The following is an 18,329-nucleotide window of genomic DNA, read 5'->3' on the forward strand; positions in this document are numbered from 1 at the left end:
TCATCAGTATCCCGGGTTTTGTATCAATGCGCCATTCCGTCCGATCTCCGCCTGGTTGATCGGCATCAGGTGCGTGCGTGGAACGGTTTGCAACTGCCTGTTCGGATGATTGACAGGGACGATCTCATATTGATAGGTATCGCCTGTTTTCGTGATCTTCATCGCGCGGATCAATACGTTCTGCGTTTCCATGGCGATCTTCCAGCGGCGAACGTCAAAGAAGCGCTGCTCTTCATACGCCAGCTCCACCATCCTTTCATTCTGTATCACCTTTCTCATTTCATCTTTTGTAAGATCGGGGCGAAGACCATAGAGGTCATCACTGCCGGGCAGGATGCCGGCCCTTTTGCGCAGCAGCTTCAGCTGATCATACGCTACGCCGATATTGTCCGATTCGTTGGATGCTTCGGCGTAGCCGAGCAATACTTCCGCGTAGCGGATCATCGGCAGGCAGCGTTCGGTGTTGGCGCCGCCGGTCCATGCCGTGTTATCGTCCAGCATCTTGCGCCAGAAATAACCGGTATGATAATCTCTTTTATCGAAGCCGTCGTTCGGGGCGCCCACGTAAGTGTAGATCGGTTCTTTCTGCTTGGTGGCGCCGAGGAACCAGGGCGTGCCGTTATAACAGAAGGTGTAATTGAAGCGGGGATCGCGATCTTTGAACGGATCTTGCGGATCGAAAAGCGGGGATTGTTCTATCGGGCCGCCGCTTACGATGGGCTTTCCGTCGATCATGCCGAATGCTTCCGCGAGGTTCTGAGTAGGCAGGGAATAAGCGGAGCCACCGCGGCTGGGCGCGAAGATCCAGCTTTCGGGGCTTCTGTTCGGCGCAAGCATGAACTGGAAAATGTATTCGGGATTCTTGCGCATGAGGAACACCCTGTTGAAGCCGTATCCCGGGGCGGTCACATTATCTTCATACAGCGAATATACATGCAGGTTCACCACGTCTTCCGCGGCTTTGGCTGCTTTGGCCCAGCGGGTAGCATCGTAAGTGGGATAACCTACTACACGCTTTTGCGCTTCCGTTTCACCAAAACCGCCGCCATTAAAGAGCGGGCTGGCGGCATACAGCAATACTCTCGCTTTCAACGCCAGCGCCGCGCCGCGGGTGATGCGGCCATGATTCTCCGGCAGCTGCTCCAGCGGAAGGTCCGGCGCGATCGCATCCAGTTCGCTGACGAGGTAGTTCACGCATTCTTCGTAAGAATTACGCGGCTGATTGAAGTCTGTATCGATATTGAACAATGTATCACCCAATATCGGCACTGCCGCATAGTGGCGCATCATTTCTTCGTAGAACCATGCCCGTAAGAAGCGGGCTTCGGCTTTGGAGGAACGTTTCAGTGCGTCGGAGAGCGGCGACTGCCCTACTTTTGCGAGGTAGAGGTTGGCGCGGCGGATGTTGCGGTAGCCCACGGTCCAGGGATCGGTAATCGGCGGGGCCCAGATGGAGCTGGACAAAGCGCCGTTGATCGGGTAATGGAACGTCTGGTTGGAATACCGGTTCACCGATTCATCACAGGCGTCGGAGAATGACCCGCGTACCTGCGGGCGGCGGTAGTATTGCCAGTTGTGCGCGATATCGGCATAAATGCCGAAAAGAAAATCCACGGTTCGCGCACTGTCTGAAAAGACGGACTGTTCATTCAGGTCTGTATTGATCTTGGCGTCCAGCAGATCGGTCTGCCTGCAGGAGAACAATGCGGTGGCGCAAATCAAAACAGAATATATTACCAGCTTTTTCATATGCTTGAATTAAAAGGATACTTGTAAACCGAAGTTGTAGATCTTTTGCTGCGGGTACGTCATTTCCTGCGTAGCCGTGGGGCTTTCAGGATCCAGGTCGTAGATGTTCTCGTCCACGAGCATCCAGGTGAAAAGATTGTACCCGTTCGCGTACACACGCGCGTTGCTGATGCCGATGCGGCCGAACCATTTCGACGGCAGCGTGTAGGCGATCTCCGCATTCCGCAGGCGGAGGTAATCTCCTCTCCTGTTCCAGAAATCGGATACGCTGTTCCACGGGTCGTTGATGGTGCTCTTCCAGTCCGGGGACAAGCGCGGGAGCGCGGGACTGGTGTTTTCCGGCGTCCAGGTGTCTTTGTGTATTTCGCGGAGGTTGTTGGCGAAAGGAATGATCTGGATGCCGGTGTAGCGGAACGTGAACTGTGTGGCGGCCTGCAGGGAAATGCCGATGCTGAGGCCCTTGTAGTTCGCGCCTAGGTTCAGGCCGTAGACCATCGCCGGCACATTGGCGTAGGGCAGCAACATCTGGTCGTTGATGTTGATCACGCCGTCACCATCGAGGTCTTTGTATTTGAGATCGCCGGGTTTAACGGTAGTCGTGGGCTTCGGCACTTTCGGGTCCGCGATATCCGCTTCACTGTAAAATCCTTCGTATACATATCCTCTCGTCCGGCCGTACGTACCGCCGGTTTCAGCGAGCCAGGGGAAAGCCGGCGAAGGTTCGTCTATTTCCAACACCTTGTTTTTCGTCATGGTCATGTTACCGTTCACCGTATATCCTACCTGACCGATGCGGTCGCTCCAGGTCAGGTCAAACTCCACGCCTTTGTTGCTCATCCGGCCCATGTTCACCGGCGGTACGGCCACGCCGCTGTATTCGGGAACGCTTCTCCTGTTCAGCAGGATGTCATACCGGTAACGGTCGAAATAATCAGCCACCAGCTTCAGCTTTCCCTTGAACATGTTCACGTCTATGCCGAGGTCCATGGAGCGTTCTTTTTCCCAGGTCACGTTCAGGTTGGCGAGCGTTCCCTCACGGATGCCTTCCAGCGCGCGGTGGGCTTCACCTATGGAGTATACGCCGCCGCGCTGATAGATCTGTTCGTAGATGTAACGGCCGCCGCTGCTGATCTGGTCGCTGCCTACGATGCCGTAGCTGCCGCGGAGTTTGAACAGATTGATGAAGGGCAGGGCATTTTTGAAGAAGGGCTCTTCAGAGATGTTCCAGCCGGCGGATACCGCGGGAAAAAAGCCATAACGCTCGCTTGCCTTGAAGCGGTCGGTGCCGTTGTACCCCGCATTGAATTCCAGCAGATATTTCTGGCGGTAGTCGTAACCCGCGCGGAAGCTGTATCCCCTGAAATTTTCCGGTTCTCCGGCGCCTGCCGCATAGGTGAACTGGTTCATTAACGCCAGCGCATACACGTGATGCGTTTTGTTGAAAGTGCGGTCATAGTCGGCGGATACCTGGAAGTTGACGCGCTTCCGCATGCTGCCGGCGGAATAGCTCAGGCTGTAGGGCGGCGTTCTGTACAGGTCCGGTTCATACGGCGTATAACTTTCATCCTCCGGATCGTAGATGAAGGAGGGGAAGTTGGGACGGGTGAGGTCGCGGGAATAGCTGTTCAGGTTCGTATACCCTACCAGCGCCCGGACGGAAAGGCCCGGCGTGATGATGTCCAGGTCCTGTTTGGCTTTCAGGTTCAGGATCATTTCATTGGAAAAATCGCGGTTGTATCCTAGCATGGACAGGCGGCCGATGACGTTGCTGGAGCCTTGCGCCAGGGTGGACGTGCGGTTGCCGCCGAAAGAGCCGTCAGGATTGTAAATAGGATAAGCGTATGGCGGAAGGAAAGAAAAGTCGCTCAGCTCAAAGAAGATATTGCCGGTGCGGCCCTGCGAGTTCGGGATGTTCTGCTCCCCGAACTTCCCGGTAACATCCAGCGCCAGCGATAATGATTTGGTGGCCTGTACATCGATGTTGGAACGGAAATTATAACGTTTGTAATAAAAGTTGGTGTTCACATCGGAGGCGGCGGTGCTGAAATCCTTGATAATACCGTTCTGATAAATATATCCCAGCGACGCAAAGTACTTCACCTTTTCCGTTCCCCCGGAAATGTTGAGGTTATTGCGTTGCTGCACGGGCGTGCGGCGCAGCAGTTCTTTCGTCCAGTCGATGTTCGGATGGCCGTAAGGGTCGCTGCCGCTTTTGAAAAGCTCCAGGTCTTCGGCCGTAAATTCCTCCGGCAGTCCGTCGTTGACAAGCGCCTGGTTGCGCAGCTTGGCGGTTTCGTAGGAATCGAGGAATTCGAGCGGGTAAACAGGCGCCTGCAGTCCGGTTTCCGAGCGGAAAGTAATAGCAGGGCGGCCGCGTTTGCCACGGCGGGTAGTGATCACCACTACGCCGTTCGCGCCCTTGATACCATACACCGCGGTAGATGCCGCGTCTTTCAGTATCGTGAGGCTTTCTATCTGGTCCGCATCAATGTCGGAGATCACACCGGAATATTCCACATCATCCACAATGATCAGCGGCGAGCTGCCATTGAAGCTGCTCACCCCGCGGATGTTGAAGATCGCGCCATCGGAACCGGGTTGGCCAGAGCGCTGCTGCGAAATAAACCCCGGCAGGCGGCCCATCAGCGCGTTCTGCAAGCTGGCGCTCGGGCTCTGGCGGATCTTGTCGCCACTGATGGAGCTGATCGCGCCGGTATTGGTGATCTTTTTCTGTGTACCGAAACCCACGACCACTACTTCCTCCATGCCTCTCGCGTCCGGCTGCAGCTGCACTTCCAGGTTGCCGGAGGCGGGCACCGTTATTTCACGGGAAAGATACCCGATGTAGGTAACCACCAATGTGCGGGCGGTTCCCTGTAAAGTGAGGCGGAAGCTGCCGTCCGGCTCGCTGGAAGTACCATTGGCCGGCACTTCTTTTTCGTAGATGGTAGCGCCCGGCAGCGGCCCGTTCTGGTCCGTGACCTTGCCGTTGACGGCTTTCTGCTGCCCGAATACATGCAACGCACAGCAGCATATGATGGTGATGAAAATATATTTCATAAGAATTTCCTTTATTGGTTAGTACTACCAGCCGCTGTTCTGCAGGAGGTTGGCATTCTTTGATATCTCGCTGAAAGGGATCGGGTAGAGATACATGTGCGGTGCGAACATGACCTTGCCCGCCGTTACTCTTTCATAGGAGAACCCGCCGCCGTCCAGCGCGGTGATCTTCATGCCGGTCAGGTCTTTGTTCAGCTCCTGCTCCGCGGTCTTCCACCGGCGCAGGTCCCAGTAGCGGTGCTCTTCGAAAGCCAGTTCCCTGCGGCGTTCGCCGCGGACCGCTTCGCGCATGTCTTCCTTGCTCATGTTCTCTTCCAGGCCGTACATGTTGTCCGCCCCGGCGGTGATACCGCCGCGTTTGCGGATATCTTTCAGCTGCTGGTATACTTCATCAGAAGGCCCGGCAAATTCGTTCAGTGCTTCGGCGTAACCCAGTACCACATCCGCATACCGGAAAATGATGAAGTTGTGCGAGGTGTTGGCGTATTGCGTGGCGCTGGTGAAGTTGCCCATGAACTTGCGCAGGTAGTAGCTCGTCTTCGTCTGTATCACGTTCCTGTCCGGCTTGTCAAGCCCGCCGTCAAACGTTTCCAGCGGCCTGTTGAGCCATTTTACGCCGTTGTAAAGAACGGTGTGGCCTAAACGCGGATCGCGGTTCACATACGGGTTACCGGGATCGTAGTCCGCTGCCTCCGCGATCGGCGTACCGTCTTTCATCGGGAAAGCATCCACCAGCTCCTGTGTGGGGCTCGTACGGCCTTCACCGTTAGCCTGGTTCGCGAAGCCGATGGGGCCGTTGTTTCTTTCTACGTCCGTAGTGGAATTGCGCAGGAAGGCAAGGATCACTTCCGGCTTTGCGGCGGTGCTTCTGCGGGTGGTGAAAATGTTGAGGTAGTTGGATTCCAGTCCGTAGATATTCAGATCGATCACATCCTTGCAGGCTTTGGCGGCGGCATCCCAGCGGTTTGCGTCGTAGGACGGATAGCCCTGCAGCGCGGCCCGTTGCGGGTCGGTGGTCACCACGCCGCCGTTGAACAGCGGGCTGGCGGCGTACAGCAGCACTCTTGCTTTCAGCGTCATCACAATGCCTTTGGAGGCGCGGCCCCAGTCGTTAGTGCTCAATGGGTCGGGGCGCACCAGGTCTTTTATCGCATCACATTCCTGTACGATGTAATCCACGCATTCGGCGAACGTATTGCGTTCATAGCGGAGATCGTCTGTATAATTGAAAACAGTATCGCCTACCAGCGGTACGCCGCCGTAGCGTTTCAGCAACTCGAAGTAGAACATCGCGCGGAGGAAGCGGGCTTCGGCTTTCCAGAAGGAGCGCACTTCGGCGGCGTTGCCTGTTCTGTCTACTTTCGACAAAAAGAGGTTCGCTTTCCGGATGCCGGTATAATTTTTCGCCCAGGCGTCGTCAGGATGCGAACTGGCGCTCACCCTGCCTTTGGAGAGGTTTTCGATGCTGGTGCCGTCCTGCGAGGAAATGGCATCGTCTGTGGACGCATCCAGGAAATTGCCGCCGACCCTGTTAAAGCCGGTGGGCAGGCTGGAATAGATGCCGTTGAGGAATTGTTCGGCGTAGGTGCCGGACCTGTCCACCGGATCAAAGATCAGGTCTTCGGTCAGCAGTTCCTTTGGCTCTTGCTCTATATCTTTTTTGCAGGCTGCGGTAACGCATACCATGATCAACAAGATGTAGCTTATATTTTTCATGCCTTTGTATTTAGAGTTTGATGTGGATGCCGGCATTCAACACTTTCTGAATGGGATATAATGCCAGGTTAGACGCTTCCGGGTCCACGCCTTCCAGGGATGTGAGCGTAAAAAGGTTGGTGGCGTTGAAGAACACCCGCACGCTGCCCACTCTCACGCGGCGAACGAGGTGCGACGGCAGCGTATACCCCACTTCCAGGTTCTTCAGCCTCGCGTAGTCGCCGGACTTTATCCAGTAAGAGGAGGTCTGGTGGTTGTTGGGATTGGCGCCGATGGACAACCGGGGATAGGTGGCCGTTGCCGCGGTCCCGGGCGTCCATCTTCCGAGATGATGTGCGTAAGCCTGGCTCCTGCCGGCGCTCTGGAATTCCCACTGACCGTTGCCGGTGAGCAGCAGATCGCGGTTCTCCACGCCCTGCAGCAGCGCGCTGATATCAAAACCTTTCCAGCCCGCACCGATGGTGATGCCGTAATACATCATCGGTTTTGTAGTGCCGATAGCGGCCTGATCAAACTCGTTGATGATGTTATCGCCATTGAGGTCTTTGTAGCGGATATCTCCCGGCACCGGCGTGTAGCCGGCAGGTTGAGGTGATGAACCGATCTCCGCGTCTGACTGGTAAAGACCTTCCGCGATGTAGCCGAAGCGCTGCCCAACGGGCATGCCTGTACGCTCCATCCATCCATATGGACGGAACACTTCATCACTGAAAACAACTTTCGATTGCAGCAATGAAACGTTCGGCGCCACGAAATAGGTGAAGCTGCCTTTCCCGCCCTGGTAGAGCAATTGCAGGTCGACGCCGGTATAACGGTTGATGCCGAGGTTTTCCATGGGGAACGTCATACCCGCCATGGCGGCGGAAGCGCCGCGGGTTTGCAGCAGGTCGTAAAACTTGTTCGAGAAGTATTCCACGTTGAAAGAAAGGCGGTTGGAGAACAGCGCGCCACTGATGCCGGCGTTGAACTTGTCCGCTTTCTCCCAGGTGAGATAGGGATTGGCGATGTCGCCTTCCACAATGCCCGGCGCGGCGGTTTGCGTATTGCCGAAATTATAGGAACCGCCGCTGGCGTAATATTGATTATAGGCAAAGTACCCTGCGTCCAGCGCATTGCCGGTTTTGCCATAAGAAACACTGAGGCGAAGATCATCCAGCCAGGCAGCTTGCCTGGAAAGGAAGCTTTCTTTGGAGATCACCCACGACGCGCCTACTGCCGGAAAGAGGCCGTAGCGGCTGCCGGAAGGATAGCGGTTGGTGCCGTTGTAACCGGCTGCCAGTTCCGCGAGGTATTTACCGCGGAAGTTGTAGGATATACGGCCGGAAAGACCGCGGAAGTATTGCGGCAGCTCATTGCCGAAGCGGCGGTGATCGTTGTTCGCGAGCACCAGCACTTCGAGGCCATGTTCATTTATCTGCCGGGTATAGCCAAGGGCCAGCTCGGTATAAAACTGCATTTCACGGAAGCTGATGCTGCCGGAATTGCTCTGGTCGCCGGTGGTGCCGAATTGCTGGTACACGTCTTCGTGACCGGGCTCTGATATCTTCTGGTACACAACGAGCGCCTTGCTGCGGTTGATGGTTTCCGTCAGAAAGGTTTTATAGGAAGCCGTGCCCCTGATCCACAATCCTTTCACCACATTATCCAGGTTGCCTTTCAGGGCAAGGTCCGCTTTAAAATCGGTGGAAGTGGAAGGGCGGTAGCCGGATAAAACGGACTGGCCGTAAATGTTATTGGCGTAATCCGAGTTTCCGCCCAGCGATCCGTCGCTATTGAGCATGGGATAAGCGTTGTTCGGTGTGGCGAGGAAGTTGCTGAAGATGCTTTCCGTAGTAGCGCCGGGCTGGTTCATATTATGGATCTGCCCGAAAACATTGATGTTGGCGGTCAGCATTTTATGGAGGTCCATTTCCACGTTGGAGCGGAAGGTATAACGTTTGTAATCCGCGTTCGTATTGTATTTGTTGAACGATGCGGTTTTGAACATCCCTTCCTGGTCGAGGTAATCCAGGTTCACGAAATAGCGCGCGGCATCGCCACCGCCGGAAACGGTCAGGTCATAGCGTTGAAAGCTGGTCTGCGGTTTCAGTATTTCGTTTTGCCAGTTCACGTCCGGGTAGCGGGAAGGATCAGATTGCGTGCGGTAAGCGTCCAACGCTTCGGCTGAATACACCGGCGCTTTCCCGTCGTTGGCGAGCGCTTCATTGTAGAGGCGTGCAAAGTCATATGCATTGAGAAACTCCGGCTGGCGGATGGCCTGCTGTATGCCGGCCATTGCTTTGAAAGATATCTGCTGCTTGCCTTTCACCCCCCTTTTGGTGGTGATGTTCAGCGCGCCCCTTGCTCCGCGCATACCCAGCATGGCAGTTGCCAGCGCGTCTTTCAGCAGGGTGATGGATTCGATCTGCTCGGGGTTGATGTAGTTGATCTGTTGCGGTGTGCCGTCTACCAGAACAAAAGGCGTTTGCCCCCGCAGCAGGAGGCTGTACAGATCGTTACCGGGCTCGCCGGTGGATTGCGTGGCGTACAATCCCGCGAGGTGGCCTGCCAGCAGTCCGCCGAAAGAAGCGGAGGTCGTTTTTTCGAGTTGCGGAGTGCGTATCTCCGATGTGGATTGCACCAGGCGGTGCTGCTGTTGTGGTACGAATAAGACTTGGCGGAGGCTGTCCGTTTCCGGTGGAATAGAATCCGGAGCTGCGGGCGACTGGCTGTGGAGGCGGATTGGCGACGCCATCATCAACAGTAAGAGGACCGGCAGCATGCTCCATTTCAGGCAAAGCTGTTCCATAAAGAAGTGTTTGAATTTAGCGTTTCTTAAATCATAGATACTAACCCGTTTTCGTGGCGCCCGGGTGCGCGCAGATAATGGTCGTCCATATTCAACATTTTTAATTTTCTGGTTGATCTGTCATTCGTATTCAAAAAAAACGTGCACGTGCCCGTAATTTGTGTAAATGATAACGTGGATTTATTTTATCGATTAAAAAATTTGTTCTTATTGAGATGTTCAGGCCGAATATTCTGGCTTCCATAACTGCACCTGTCCTGTTTCCATAGCGGCATTGCCCATATGCACGGCAATCGCGGCATCCCTGCCGGTCTGCACGTTGGAAGCGGGTTGTTTCCGTTGCTGCACGCTGGTGGCAAAGCCGAGGAGCGCATGTGCGGTAGGATCTTTCCTGTCGTCCTGAAATGCCAGCAGTACGCCGTCCCCATGCGTCCATGCTTCCACGGTGGCGCCTGTTACGCCGTCTACTGTTCCCAGTTGCTTTTTACCGGCTTCGGAATATAAAAATGCTTTCTCGCGTTGTATTTCAATGGTGGCTTTCGAACCGAGGATGCGCATGGAATAGCCTTTGTATTCGTTCATCAGGAGAGATGTAACACTGGCTTTCACGCCGCCGGGGTATTCATAAAGCAGGCGTACGTTATCATAGGTTTCGCGGCCGTCTTTCCAGAAGTCGATGCCGCCGAAGCCCGTTACTTTTTCAGGATGCGCGTTCACGAGCCAGTTAACGATATCGATCTGGTGCGCGCAAAGCTCTGCCACCAGACCGCCGGAATATTCTTTATACATGCGCCAGTTGACCAGCCGTTCCTGCGAGGGATCGGCTACCGGCCTGCGCCAGTTGGCGTTGCGGTTATACTGGCATTCGAACTGCGTTACCTTGCCAAGCCATCCTTTGGCGATCACTTCGGCTACTTTATGGTAGAGTGCGTAATAGCGGTATTGGTGGCCTACCTGCAGGATGCGGCCCGAGGCATTGACCTTTTGCACGAGGTCCAGCGCCTGCGGGATATCGTAGGTCATTGTTTTTTCCAGGTACACGTGCTTGCCTGCGCTGATGGCGTCTACCGCCATGCTGTGATGCAGGTGCAGCGGTGTGGCGATGATCACGGCTTCTATGCGCTTGTCTTCCAGCAGGCGGCGGTAGTCGCTGTATGCTTTTGCGTTCTTTGCGGCGGACTTCATGCCGTTCTGCAGATTCTTTTCAATGATATCACAGCAAGCGGCCAGTTCCAGTTGCGGCAAGTCTTTCATCACGGAGGCTATTCCACCGCCCCTGCTGCCGCAGCCTATGAGTCCAACCCGCAAGGGGGCGTCTGCGGCGAACCTTTTCAATCCTGCGCCCATAGCGGCGTAGCCTGCGAGTGTGAGCGCGCTGGTGGTAATAAATTGTCGGCGGTGAAGTGAAGTTTTCATGTTGATTGAAAAATTACGTGCACGTGCCCGAAAATATATCTTATTATTTAGAACGGAAAGGATTTTGCGATTTTTTTTGAAAAAAAGGCGCCGGTTTACCGTTAATTCCGGAAAAGGTGACGGGAGGGTTAATTCAGTACCGGCTTGCGTCTTCGCCGGTTGGGCAAAAAGTGCGGCAGGGGCTGCCTGATGCCAGCCGGCATTCACCAGGCGTGCAAAAGCACGGCCGGCGTTTACATCAATTCTTATAAAAGGCGTAGTTCTCTCTTGTGAGGATGTCGATCGGCATGTGATATACCTTTTCCGGCGTGGCGCCCATGGCGAGGTGCTGATACAACGTCATCACGCCGCGGTAGCCTTGCTCCTGGGGTTTCTGGCAGATCAGGAAATCCACCGAGCCGTTCTTCAGGCAGGTAATGTTGTCTTCAATAAAGTCATACCCGATAAGCAGCACATTCCCCTTGCCGATGGTTTCCAGGTAATTTGCCACCACGGCCACTTTTGAGTTGGTCACGAAAATCACGCCGATATCCGGGTGCTTTTCCAGCAGCGGCGCCAGGCTCTTTTTCACAGCGGAATGATCGGCATTCCGGATCTCCACGGTAATGATCTCGTTATTCCTCCCGTTATCTTTAAAATACGTCCGGAAGCCTTCTTCCTTGCGGCGGATGTGGTGATTGTATTCAATTTCACGCGAGATGTTGAGCACCAGCACCTTGCTTTGAGCGGTCACCAGGTAGCTGACGAGGTGGCCGGCGAGGTAGCCGCTGCGGTAGAGATGGGGGCCGATGTAACACAGACTGTCACGGTCCGGTATGTCAGAGTTGATAAAAACGTAGGGGATCTTCTGCTGCTGGCAGATGCCGGTAAAACGGATGGATTCCTCGATAAACGAAGGGGCCAGCAGAATGCCGTCCACACCGCTTTTCAGGATCAGTTCCGACTGTTTTACGAAGGATGCCTTGTCATTCTGATCGAAGAAATATTTTTCGATCTTGATACCGAACTGGCGGATCTCTGTTTCGGCCTGCTGGATGCCGTTCAGCGGGGCTTCCCAGTAAGCGGTTTCGGTGGATACCTTGGGGATGAGCGTGGCGATGCGCCAGGTCTTGCCGGAGGCCAACTGCCTTGCCAGCAGGTTGGGCTGGTAGTCCAGCTCCTTGATGATCTTGTTGATCTTGTCGCGCGTCTTGGCGGAAACGCCTGGTCTTTTATGGATAACACGGTCCACTGTGGCGAGGGACACATCTGCCCTTCTTGCAATTTCCTTTACACCGTACAACTGTGTGCTGTTCTCTTTTTTCATGTCTGTATCCTGGAAAAAAACTTTGGATGAATAAAGGTAATGATAAAAAGTGCACGTACACGCATCGGCTGGTAAAAAAGGGTATTGGCGTATGTACGCATTTTGCGCGGCGGCGCCAGGGGCAAAAAAGGCTTGGGTTGTCTTTTGTGTGAAGACGCCAGCAAGGCACATAAAAAAGCCCTCCCGGTAAACCGGAAGGGCTACTCATCCTATATAGTGTTATCATAGCGGTCAGCGGGTGATGGAACAAAAGAAGCTTCCCATCTGCACCATAGCGGTCAGCGGGTGAAACGCGCCGTCAGGGCGTAATCGTCACCGGTACTTCCTTCACCGAAGTTTTGCTTTCATACACCGTTGTGTTCGATACTTCGAAAGTGGCGGTGTAGGTACCCGGGTTGGCGTAGATATAATAATGGGACGCCAGTGCGTTCGCAGCCATGTTCTTGATGGGCTTGCCCTTATCGGGTGTAGCCTTGTTCAGCACCAGTGCTTTGGTGATCACCCAGCTTTCGGCCTCTTCGCTACCCGCCGCGCCGCCGGTGACCTTCAGGTTGGTTGCGGATATTTTCCATTGCACATTCGCGTTTTTTATCTTCACCACGGCCCAGGCGGCGTCCGCTACACTGGCAGCTACCGGCATCTTCCGGTCGTCCTCTTCCAGCACATTGGTAACGGTGAACAGCGGGATCGTCCAGGTGCGCTGTGCCACGTTGGTGTTCTGGCCGGTGTATTTGTACGCGATGTATACGGGCTTCCCGTCGTTCAGAAAATCTGACAGGTCCACAACGCCGGATTTCGTGTTGTTCGAACCTGTGGAAAGGGTCGCGCGGTCTGTGATGTCCGTCCAGTGGGTGTTTTCACTGTAAACGCTGGCGGAATCATAAATACCGGGGAAGTCCGTAGAGATCATCAGCTGCAGGGAATTGTCCTGGTTGCCGCCCTGGCGGTAGGAAGTAAATTCGAGCTGCGGCGTGCCGGCGGCGGTGATCCTGTTACGGTACCGGTACTCGGCGCCCTGTTCACCGGAATAGAAGGTGATGTAATACGGGTTGCCGGTGAAATAAAAGAAGGAGGAATCGCCCAGCGCATAGTTTTCGCTGCGCGGGGTCACGGCAAATTCCGGCTCTGGCACGTCTTTCGTGCTGCAGGCCGTTATAAAAGCCATCCCTGTCAATATATAAAGTAGTTGCTTCATAAAAGTATTTTAATGTTCTGGAGGGTTACCATCCGGGATTTTGTACCATCGCTTTGTTCAAAGACATTTCGCCGGAGGGCACGGGATACAGCAGGTGCCTTGATGCTGCGCGGCCCGCGGCCTGCGCGGCGTACTGGAAGGTGGTACCGCCATGCGCCTGGATCTCCAGCGCCTGATCAGCCATCTCGTCCAGGTAAATTCCCCAACGGATCAGGTCCTGCTTGCGCAAACCCTCGAAGCAAAGCTCCCGCGCCCTTTCGTCGCGGATGGCCTGGCGGAAGGACAGCTGGTCCAGCCCCGCAAGGTCCACCGCCGCATCGGGCGTATTTACCGGAAGGCCGTATCCCCTTCTTCTTACCATATTAATATATTGATAAGCGTTAGCCGGGCCTGCCACTTCATTCTCCGCCTCCGCCAGCATCAGCAATACATCGGCATACCGGAGAATGGGAAAACCGGTGGGCGTGTAGTTCTTGTTCAGCGGGCGTACCAACTCATATTCGCGGCGCCATTTGGCACAGTTCCTTTCATAGATCTTTGTGGCGGCGAGTTGCGTTTTCACACCGGCGGCGTTCATGGTATATGTGGAGATCGCCCAATCCCGGCGCAGATCGCCATCTTCATACAAATGATACAATTTATAGCTGGTGCTGATAAAACCGTAAGCATAACCCAGGGTGGTAGGATCGCTGGCGGAGCACTTCACGCCGTTTTCGTTGCCGATACGGCCGCCGATGCGGTTGGCGTCGTTGTTATTGCCCCAGTTGCCGGTTTCCCAGATGCATTCTTTCCATTCGCTGATGTCCTGGCATTCGTTGATGTAGATCTGGCTGTAATCGGGATTCAGCTCGTGCACGTTCGGCTCCAGCACTTTCAGCGCCCAGGTGCGCGCTTCGTCATATTTGGAGGCATCTTTGAACGGCTCGCCGGCCCATTTGAGATATACTCTCGCGAGGATACCGCGCACGGTGGATTTGGAGATGCGTTCCGTGTTGTTGATGTCGGTTACGTCCTGCACCAGGGTTTCCGCTTCCTTCATGTCCTTTTCAATCTGCACGAGCACGTCCAGCGCGCGTGTTTTGGCAATGTCCACATTATTCACCGAAGCGGAAGGCGTGAGCTTCAGCGGCACGTCGCCCCAGTATTGCACGAGCGTGAAATAGTAGAAGGCGCGGAGGAAAAGTACCTGTCCTTTCACGATGGACCTTTTCGCGTCGTCCAGGTTGGCTTTATCGAGATTGGAAAGCAGTACGTTCGCCCGCTCAATGCCCGCATAGAGCAGCGTCCACATCTCGGTGACCAGCGGATCGGAGGCATCGTAATTGAACCAGAACGGCCCTGTGGGAAAGCTTTTGTAGGACAGAAAAGATTCGTCCGTACTGGCATTGTGACGGATGGGGATCCTGCCGCCCCACATAAACTCGCTGCTGAGCGTGCTGTATACGCCGGCCAGCGCGGAATTTACTTCGGCTTCATTATTATAATAGTTGGAAGGAGAGACAGTGGAAAGCGGTTCCTTATCCAGGAACTTGCTGCATCCTGATACCAGTACCAGTGCAGTAAGGCAGGTGATGGAAAATATATGTTTCATACACTGATATTTAATTATAAGGAAAGATTAAGACCGAGCGTAAGGGTGCGCGCCCTCGGATAGGAAGAGTAGTCGAACCCGGGCGTGAGCGCCGTATAACCGATGCCTACTTCCGGATCGGAGCCGGTGTATTTCGTCCAGGTGAAGAGGTTCTGTGCGGACGCATATACGCGCAGATTCTTGATCTTCGCTCTTTTCAGCATGGCAGACGGCAGGTTGTATCCCAGCGCTACGGTCTTCAGGCGCAGGAAAGAACCATCTTCCAGCGTCCTGGTGGAATACACGTAACCGAACTGGCCGCCGGCGCGGGGCATGGTGGTGTTGGTATTTTCCGGCGTCCACCTGTTCTCGAAGCTCTTGTACTGGTTGAGGTACACTTTATTCCCGTTCTCGAAGTTGATGCGGTTGGCGTTCATCACCTGGTTGCCGTAAGACCACTGGAAGAAAACGTTCAGATCGAAATTCTTGTAGCGGAAGTTGTTGGAGAAGCCGCCGATATGCACGGGCAGGCCGCGTCCGATCACGGTACGGTCGTCAATGGTCACTTCCCCGTCTCCGTTGATGTCGCGGTACCTGATATCGCCGGGTTTGATGTTCGCGCGGGTGTTGCCGTTCGTGGGCACGTCGTCTTTCAGCAGGTAACTGCCGTTGGGGAGCTGGTTGAAGTCGTCGTACTGATAAACGCCATCCCAGATATAGCCGTAGAATTGTCCGAGCGGTTCACCGATCCGGGCGATGTACATCGGCACGGAGGCGTACCAGGAATCCCAGCTCATGGAAGAGGTGAGCGCTTCCTGGTTCTGTGTGAGGCCGAGCACTTTGCTCCTGTTGAAGGAGATATTGAAGGAGCTGCTCCAGGTGAAGCCGCTTTTCGTTTGTACGTTCACGGTATTCAGCACCAGTTCCAGCCCTTCGTTGCTGGTCTTGCCCACGTTCTTGTAAGCGGAGCCGTATCCCACGGTTGGCGGGAGCCTGGCCAGCAGCAGCAGGTCGGAGGTGGTTTTCTTGTAATAGTCCACGGCCAGGGATATCCTTGATTTAAAGAAGGAGATGTCCAGCCCAACGTCCGTTTGCGCGGTGTTTTCCCATTTCAGGTCTTCACTCGCGAGCGTGGTGGGGATGGCGCTTTGCTGCAGTTCGTTGCCGAATGAATAGTAGGTATTCCTGGTGGAGAAGTCCAGCAGCGCATAAGTAGCGTAATCGCTTACGCGGTTGTTGCCGGTGATGCCCCAGCTGGTGCGGATCTTGGCGTCGGAGATGAATTTGATGCTTTTCATGAAAGGCTCGCTCTTCAGCCGCCATGCGAATGCGCCGGAGGGGAAGTAGCTCCACTGGTTGTTGCCCCTGAAGCGGGAAGATCCGTCTGAACGGAACGACGCGGTGAACAGGTATTTTTCCCGGAAGGTATAATTCACTCTCGCGAGGAAAGACGCCAGCGCCCATTCTGATTCAGAGGATGTCACCGGCTGCGGTACGCCCTGGCTCAAACCGTTCAGCCCGAGCTTTTCGTTCGGCAGCTGGTTGGCGGACATGCCGTGCACCTTGCTGTTATTTCCCTGCAGCGTTAAGCCGCCGAGCACGTTGATGCGGTTGTTTTTGTTGAACTTCTTGTCGTACGTAAGCGTGTTCTCGTTCAGCCAGGTGCTGGATTCGTAATAGATGATGGAACCGTTCACACCGTACACTGTGTTGGGATTTCCACTGCGGGTCTGTGAGTTGTTGAATGCATCGTTACGACGGATATTCTGGTTCAGGCCGCCGCTGATGCGGAGCTTCAGTTCCGGCATAATGGCATACTCCGCATATCCGTTCACGATGAGATTGTTTACGTTACGGAGCCGGTATTCGTTCGTTGCGGTGAGATACGGGTTGATGCGGTAGTCCGTGCCGGAGTTCACCATGTCATCGATCAGATCTTCTTCCCAATCCTGGTTGACGGGTTTGGATGAATTGAGCGGAGAAACAGGCCGGTAGCCCCATGCGCTGTACAGCAGGTTGTTCATGGAAGATCCGCTGAGCGATGAAGGGGAAGTACCGGAGGTCTGTGTATTGGTGTACATGAGGTTGCCGCCTACCTTCAACCGCTCGCCGATCAGCTGGTCCAGGTTCATTTTGCCCTGGTAGCGCTTGAATGCGGAGTTGATGATGGTGCCCTGCTGGTCCAGCAGCTGACCGGATACGGAATACTTTGTTTTTTCCGTGCCGCCGCTCATGGAAACGGAGTGGCTTTGCATGGGCGCGGTGCGGTACAATTTATCCTGCCAGTCGATGCTTTCCACATTTTTGTAGTCGTCGAGCGTAACGCCGTTGGCGAGATAGGTCTCATCCAGGTCGCCCACGTTGATCTCCTGCTGGAGCTTTACAAATTCGTAGGCGTTCATCACCGGTATGCGCTGGATGTTTTCCTGCAGGCCATACCAGGCGTTGTAGCGGATCACGGGCGTGCCTACCTTTCCTCTTTTGGTGGTGATGATGATCACGCCGTTAGCGCCCCTGGCACCGTAGATCGCGGTGGCGGAGGCGTCTTTCAGCACGTCGATGGATTCGATATCATCGGGATTGAGCACGTTGTTATCGGCATTCTCTATCGGGAAGCCGTCGATCACGTAGAGCGGATCATTGTCCTGCGTGAGGGAGTTGTTGCCGCGGATCACGATCTGCACGGCGGCGCCGGGCTGGCCTTCGCGGGAAGACACCTGCACGCCGGCCACGCGGCCGGCCAGCGCTTCATCGAACGAGGTGACGGGCGCTTTGCTCATATCTTCCATGTTCACGCTGCCCACGGAGCCGGTGAGGTCTTTTCTTTTCTGCGTGCCGTAGCCTATTACAACGGTTTCGTTCAGGTTGCTGGCGGTGGCTTCAAGGGATACCTGCAGGTTCGTTCTGCCGCGCAGTGATTCTTCGTGCCGGCTGAAACCGATGATGGAAAACACCATTACGGACTGCGGTGGAACGCCGGCCAGCTCAAATTCGCCTTTGTCATTGGTAGACGTACCAAGACTGGTGCCTTTCACGCCTACGGTAACGCCGGGCAACGGGGCACCGTCGTCGTCCGCTACCGTTCCTTTTACGCGCAGCAGCGACTGGGAGAAGGAAGAGGTGGTGGATGGTTTGTTTTTTTCGATCAGTACTTTACCGGCGACCAGCTGGTAGTGCAGCTGCAGGGGGGCCAGTATATTTTTGATCACGGCTTCCACGCTTTCGTTGGTGGAAGTATGGTTCACCGGCGCTTTGAATGCCGGATCATTGGAGGTGTACACGAATGCCACACCGGATTTTTGTGTGATTGTTTTCAGCGCGTCTTTCAGCGGCGTGTTCTTAAAGCTGACACTGATCTTTTTGGTTAAATCGGACTGGCCCATGCCGGCGGTGGCGGTGGCCATGACCAATACAAGGGCAAGGCTGAAGAATCTCTGCGCCCAAAGTAATTTTTTCCACATAAATTTGTTGATTGTATTCATACAAGAAATAGCCTGTTGTACCAACAGTTGAAGGTTATTTCCAGGTT

General features: G+C 54.7%; 9 protein-coding genes. All 9 read right to left on the reverse strand.

What is annotated here, in order from left to right:
• Positions 1-3: 3 nt before the first annotated feature.
• Positions 4-1,749 (reverse strand): RagB/SusD family nutrient uptake outer membrane protein, encoded by a 1,746-nt coding sequence (locus CCY01nite_RS01370; RefSeq protein WP_146857511.1) that lies wholly within the window; start codon positions 1,747-1,749, stop codon positions 4-6.
• A 9-nt stretch (positions 1,750-1,758) separates the two neighbouring features.
• Positions 1,759-4,809, reverse strand: coding sequence for a SusC/RagA family TonB-linked outer membrane protein (locus CCY01nite_RS01375; protein WP_146857512.1), 3,051 nt, complete (start codon positions 4,807-4,809; stop codon positions 1,759-1,761).
• Positions 4,810-4,833: 24 nt separating this feature from the next.
• Positions 4,834-6,525, reverse strand: coding sequence for a RagB/SusD family nutrient uptake outer membrane protein (locus CCY01nite_RS01380; protein ID WP_146857513.1), 1,692 nt, complete (start codon positions 6,523-6,525; stop codon positions 4,834-4,836).
• Positions 6,526-6,535: 10 nt separating this feature from the next.
• On the reverse strand, positions 6,536-9,313 hold the full coding sequence (locus tag CCY01nite_RS01385; RefSeq protein WP_146857514.1) for a SusC/RagA family TonB-linked outer membrane protein: 2,778 nt from the start codon (positions 9,311-9,313) through the stop codon (positions 6,536-6,538).
• Positions 9,314-9,532: 219 nt separating this feature from the next.
• The gene (locus tag CCY01nite_RS01390) at positions 9,533-10,729 is read right to left on the reverse strand and encodes a Gfo/Idh/MocA family protein (RefSeq protein WP_146857515.1); all 1,197 of its coding nucleotides are present in this window, start codon (positions 10,727-10,729) and stop codon (positions 9,533-9,535) included.
• Between the two features lie 238 nt (positions 10,730-10,967).
• Entirely contained in the window at positions 10,968-12,035 is a 1,068-nt protein-coding gene (locus CCY01nite_RS01395; RefSeq protein WP_146857516.1) for a LacI family DNA-binding transcriptional regulator, read from the reverse strand.
• 298 nt (positions 12,036-12,333) lie between these two features.
• The gene (locus CCY01nite_RS01400) at positions 12,334-13,230 is read right to left on the reverse strand and encodes a DUF5017 domain-containing protein (RefSeq protein WP_146857517.1); all 897 of its coding nucleotides are present in this window, start codon (positions 13,228-13,230) and stop codon (positions 12,334-12,336) included.
• Positions 13,231-13,255: 25 nt separating this feature from the next.
• Positions 13,256-14,821, reverse strand: a complete 1,566-nt coding sequence (locus CCY01nite_RS01405) for a RagB/SusD family nutrient uptake outer membrane protein (protein ID WP_146857518.1) — start codon at positions 14,819-14,821, stop codon at positions 13,256-13,258.
• Between the two features lie 14 nt (positions 14,822-14,835).
• Complete coding sequence (locus CCY01nite_RS01410; protein WP_246129818.1) at positions 14,836-18,261, reverse strand: SusC/RagA family TonB-linked outer membrane protein; 3,426 nt, start codon at positions 18,259-18,261, stop codon at positions 14,836-14,838.
• Between the last annotated feature and the right edge of the window lie 68 nt (positions 18,262-18,329).

Source organism: Chitinophaga cymbidii (assembly GCF_007992715.1).
Lineage (GTDB): Bacteria > Bacteroidota > Bacteroidia > Chitinophagales > Chitinophagaceae > Chitinophaga > Chitinophaga cymbidii.

What these genes read in the sequence shown, in the direction of transcription:
- CCY01nite_RS01390 (WP_146857515.1), bottom strand. Translation starts at nt 10,729, where the DNA reads ATGAAAACTTCACTTCACCGCCGACAATTTATTACCACCAGCGCGCTC.
- CCY01nite_RS01380 (WP_146857513.1), bottom strand. Translation starts at nt 6,525, where the DNA reads ATGAAAAATATAAGCTACATCTTGTTGATCATGGTATGCGTTACCGCA.
- CCY01nite_RS01370 (WP_146857511.1), bottom strand. Translation starts at nt 1,749, where the DNA reads ATGAAAAAGCTGGTAATATATTCTGTTTTGATTTGCGCCACCGCATTG.
- CCY01nite_RS01375 (WP_146857512.1), bottom strand. Translation starts at nt 4,809, where the DNA reads ATGAAATATATTTTCATCACCATCATATGCTGCTGTGCGTTGCATGTA.
- CCY01nite_RS01395 (WP_146857516.1), bottom strand. Translation starts at nt 12,035, where the DNA reads ATGAAAAAAGAGAACAGCACACAGTTGTACGGTGTAAAGGAAATTGCA.
- CCY01nite_RS01405 (WP_146857518.1), bottom strand. Translation starts at nt 14,821, where the DNA reads ATGAAACATATATTTTCCATCACCTGCCTTACTGCACTGGTACTGGTA.
- CCY01nite_RS01385 (WP_146857514.1), bottom strand. Translation starts at nt 9,313, where the DNA reads ATGGAACAGCTTTGCCTGAAATGGAGCATGCTGCCGGTCCTCTTACTG.
- CCY01nite_RS01410 (WP_246129818.1), bottom strand. Translation starts at nt 18,261, where the DNA reads ATGTGGAAAAAATTACTTTGGGCGCAGAGATTCTTCAGCCTTGCCCTT.
- CCY01nite_RS01400 (WP_146857517.1), bottom strand. Translation starts at nt 13,230, where the DNA reads ATGAAGCAACTACTTTATATATTGACAGGGATGGCTTTTATAACGGCC.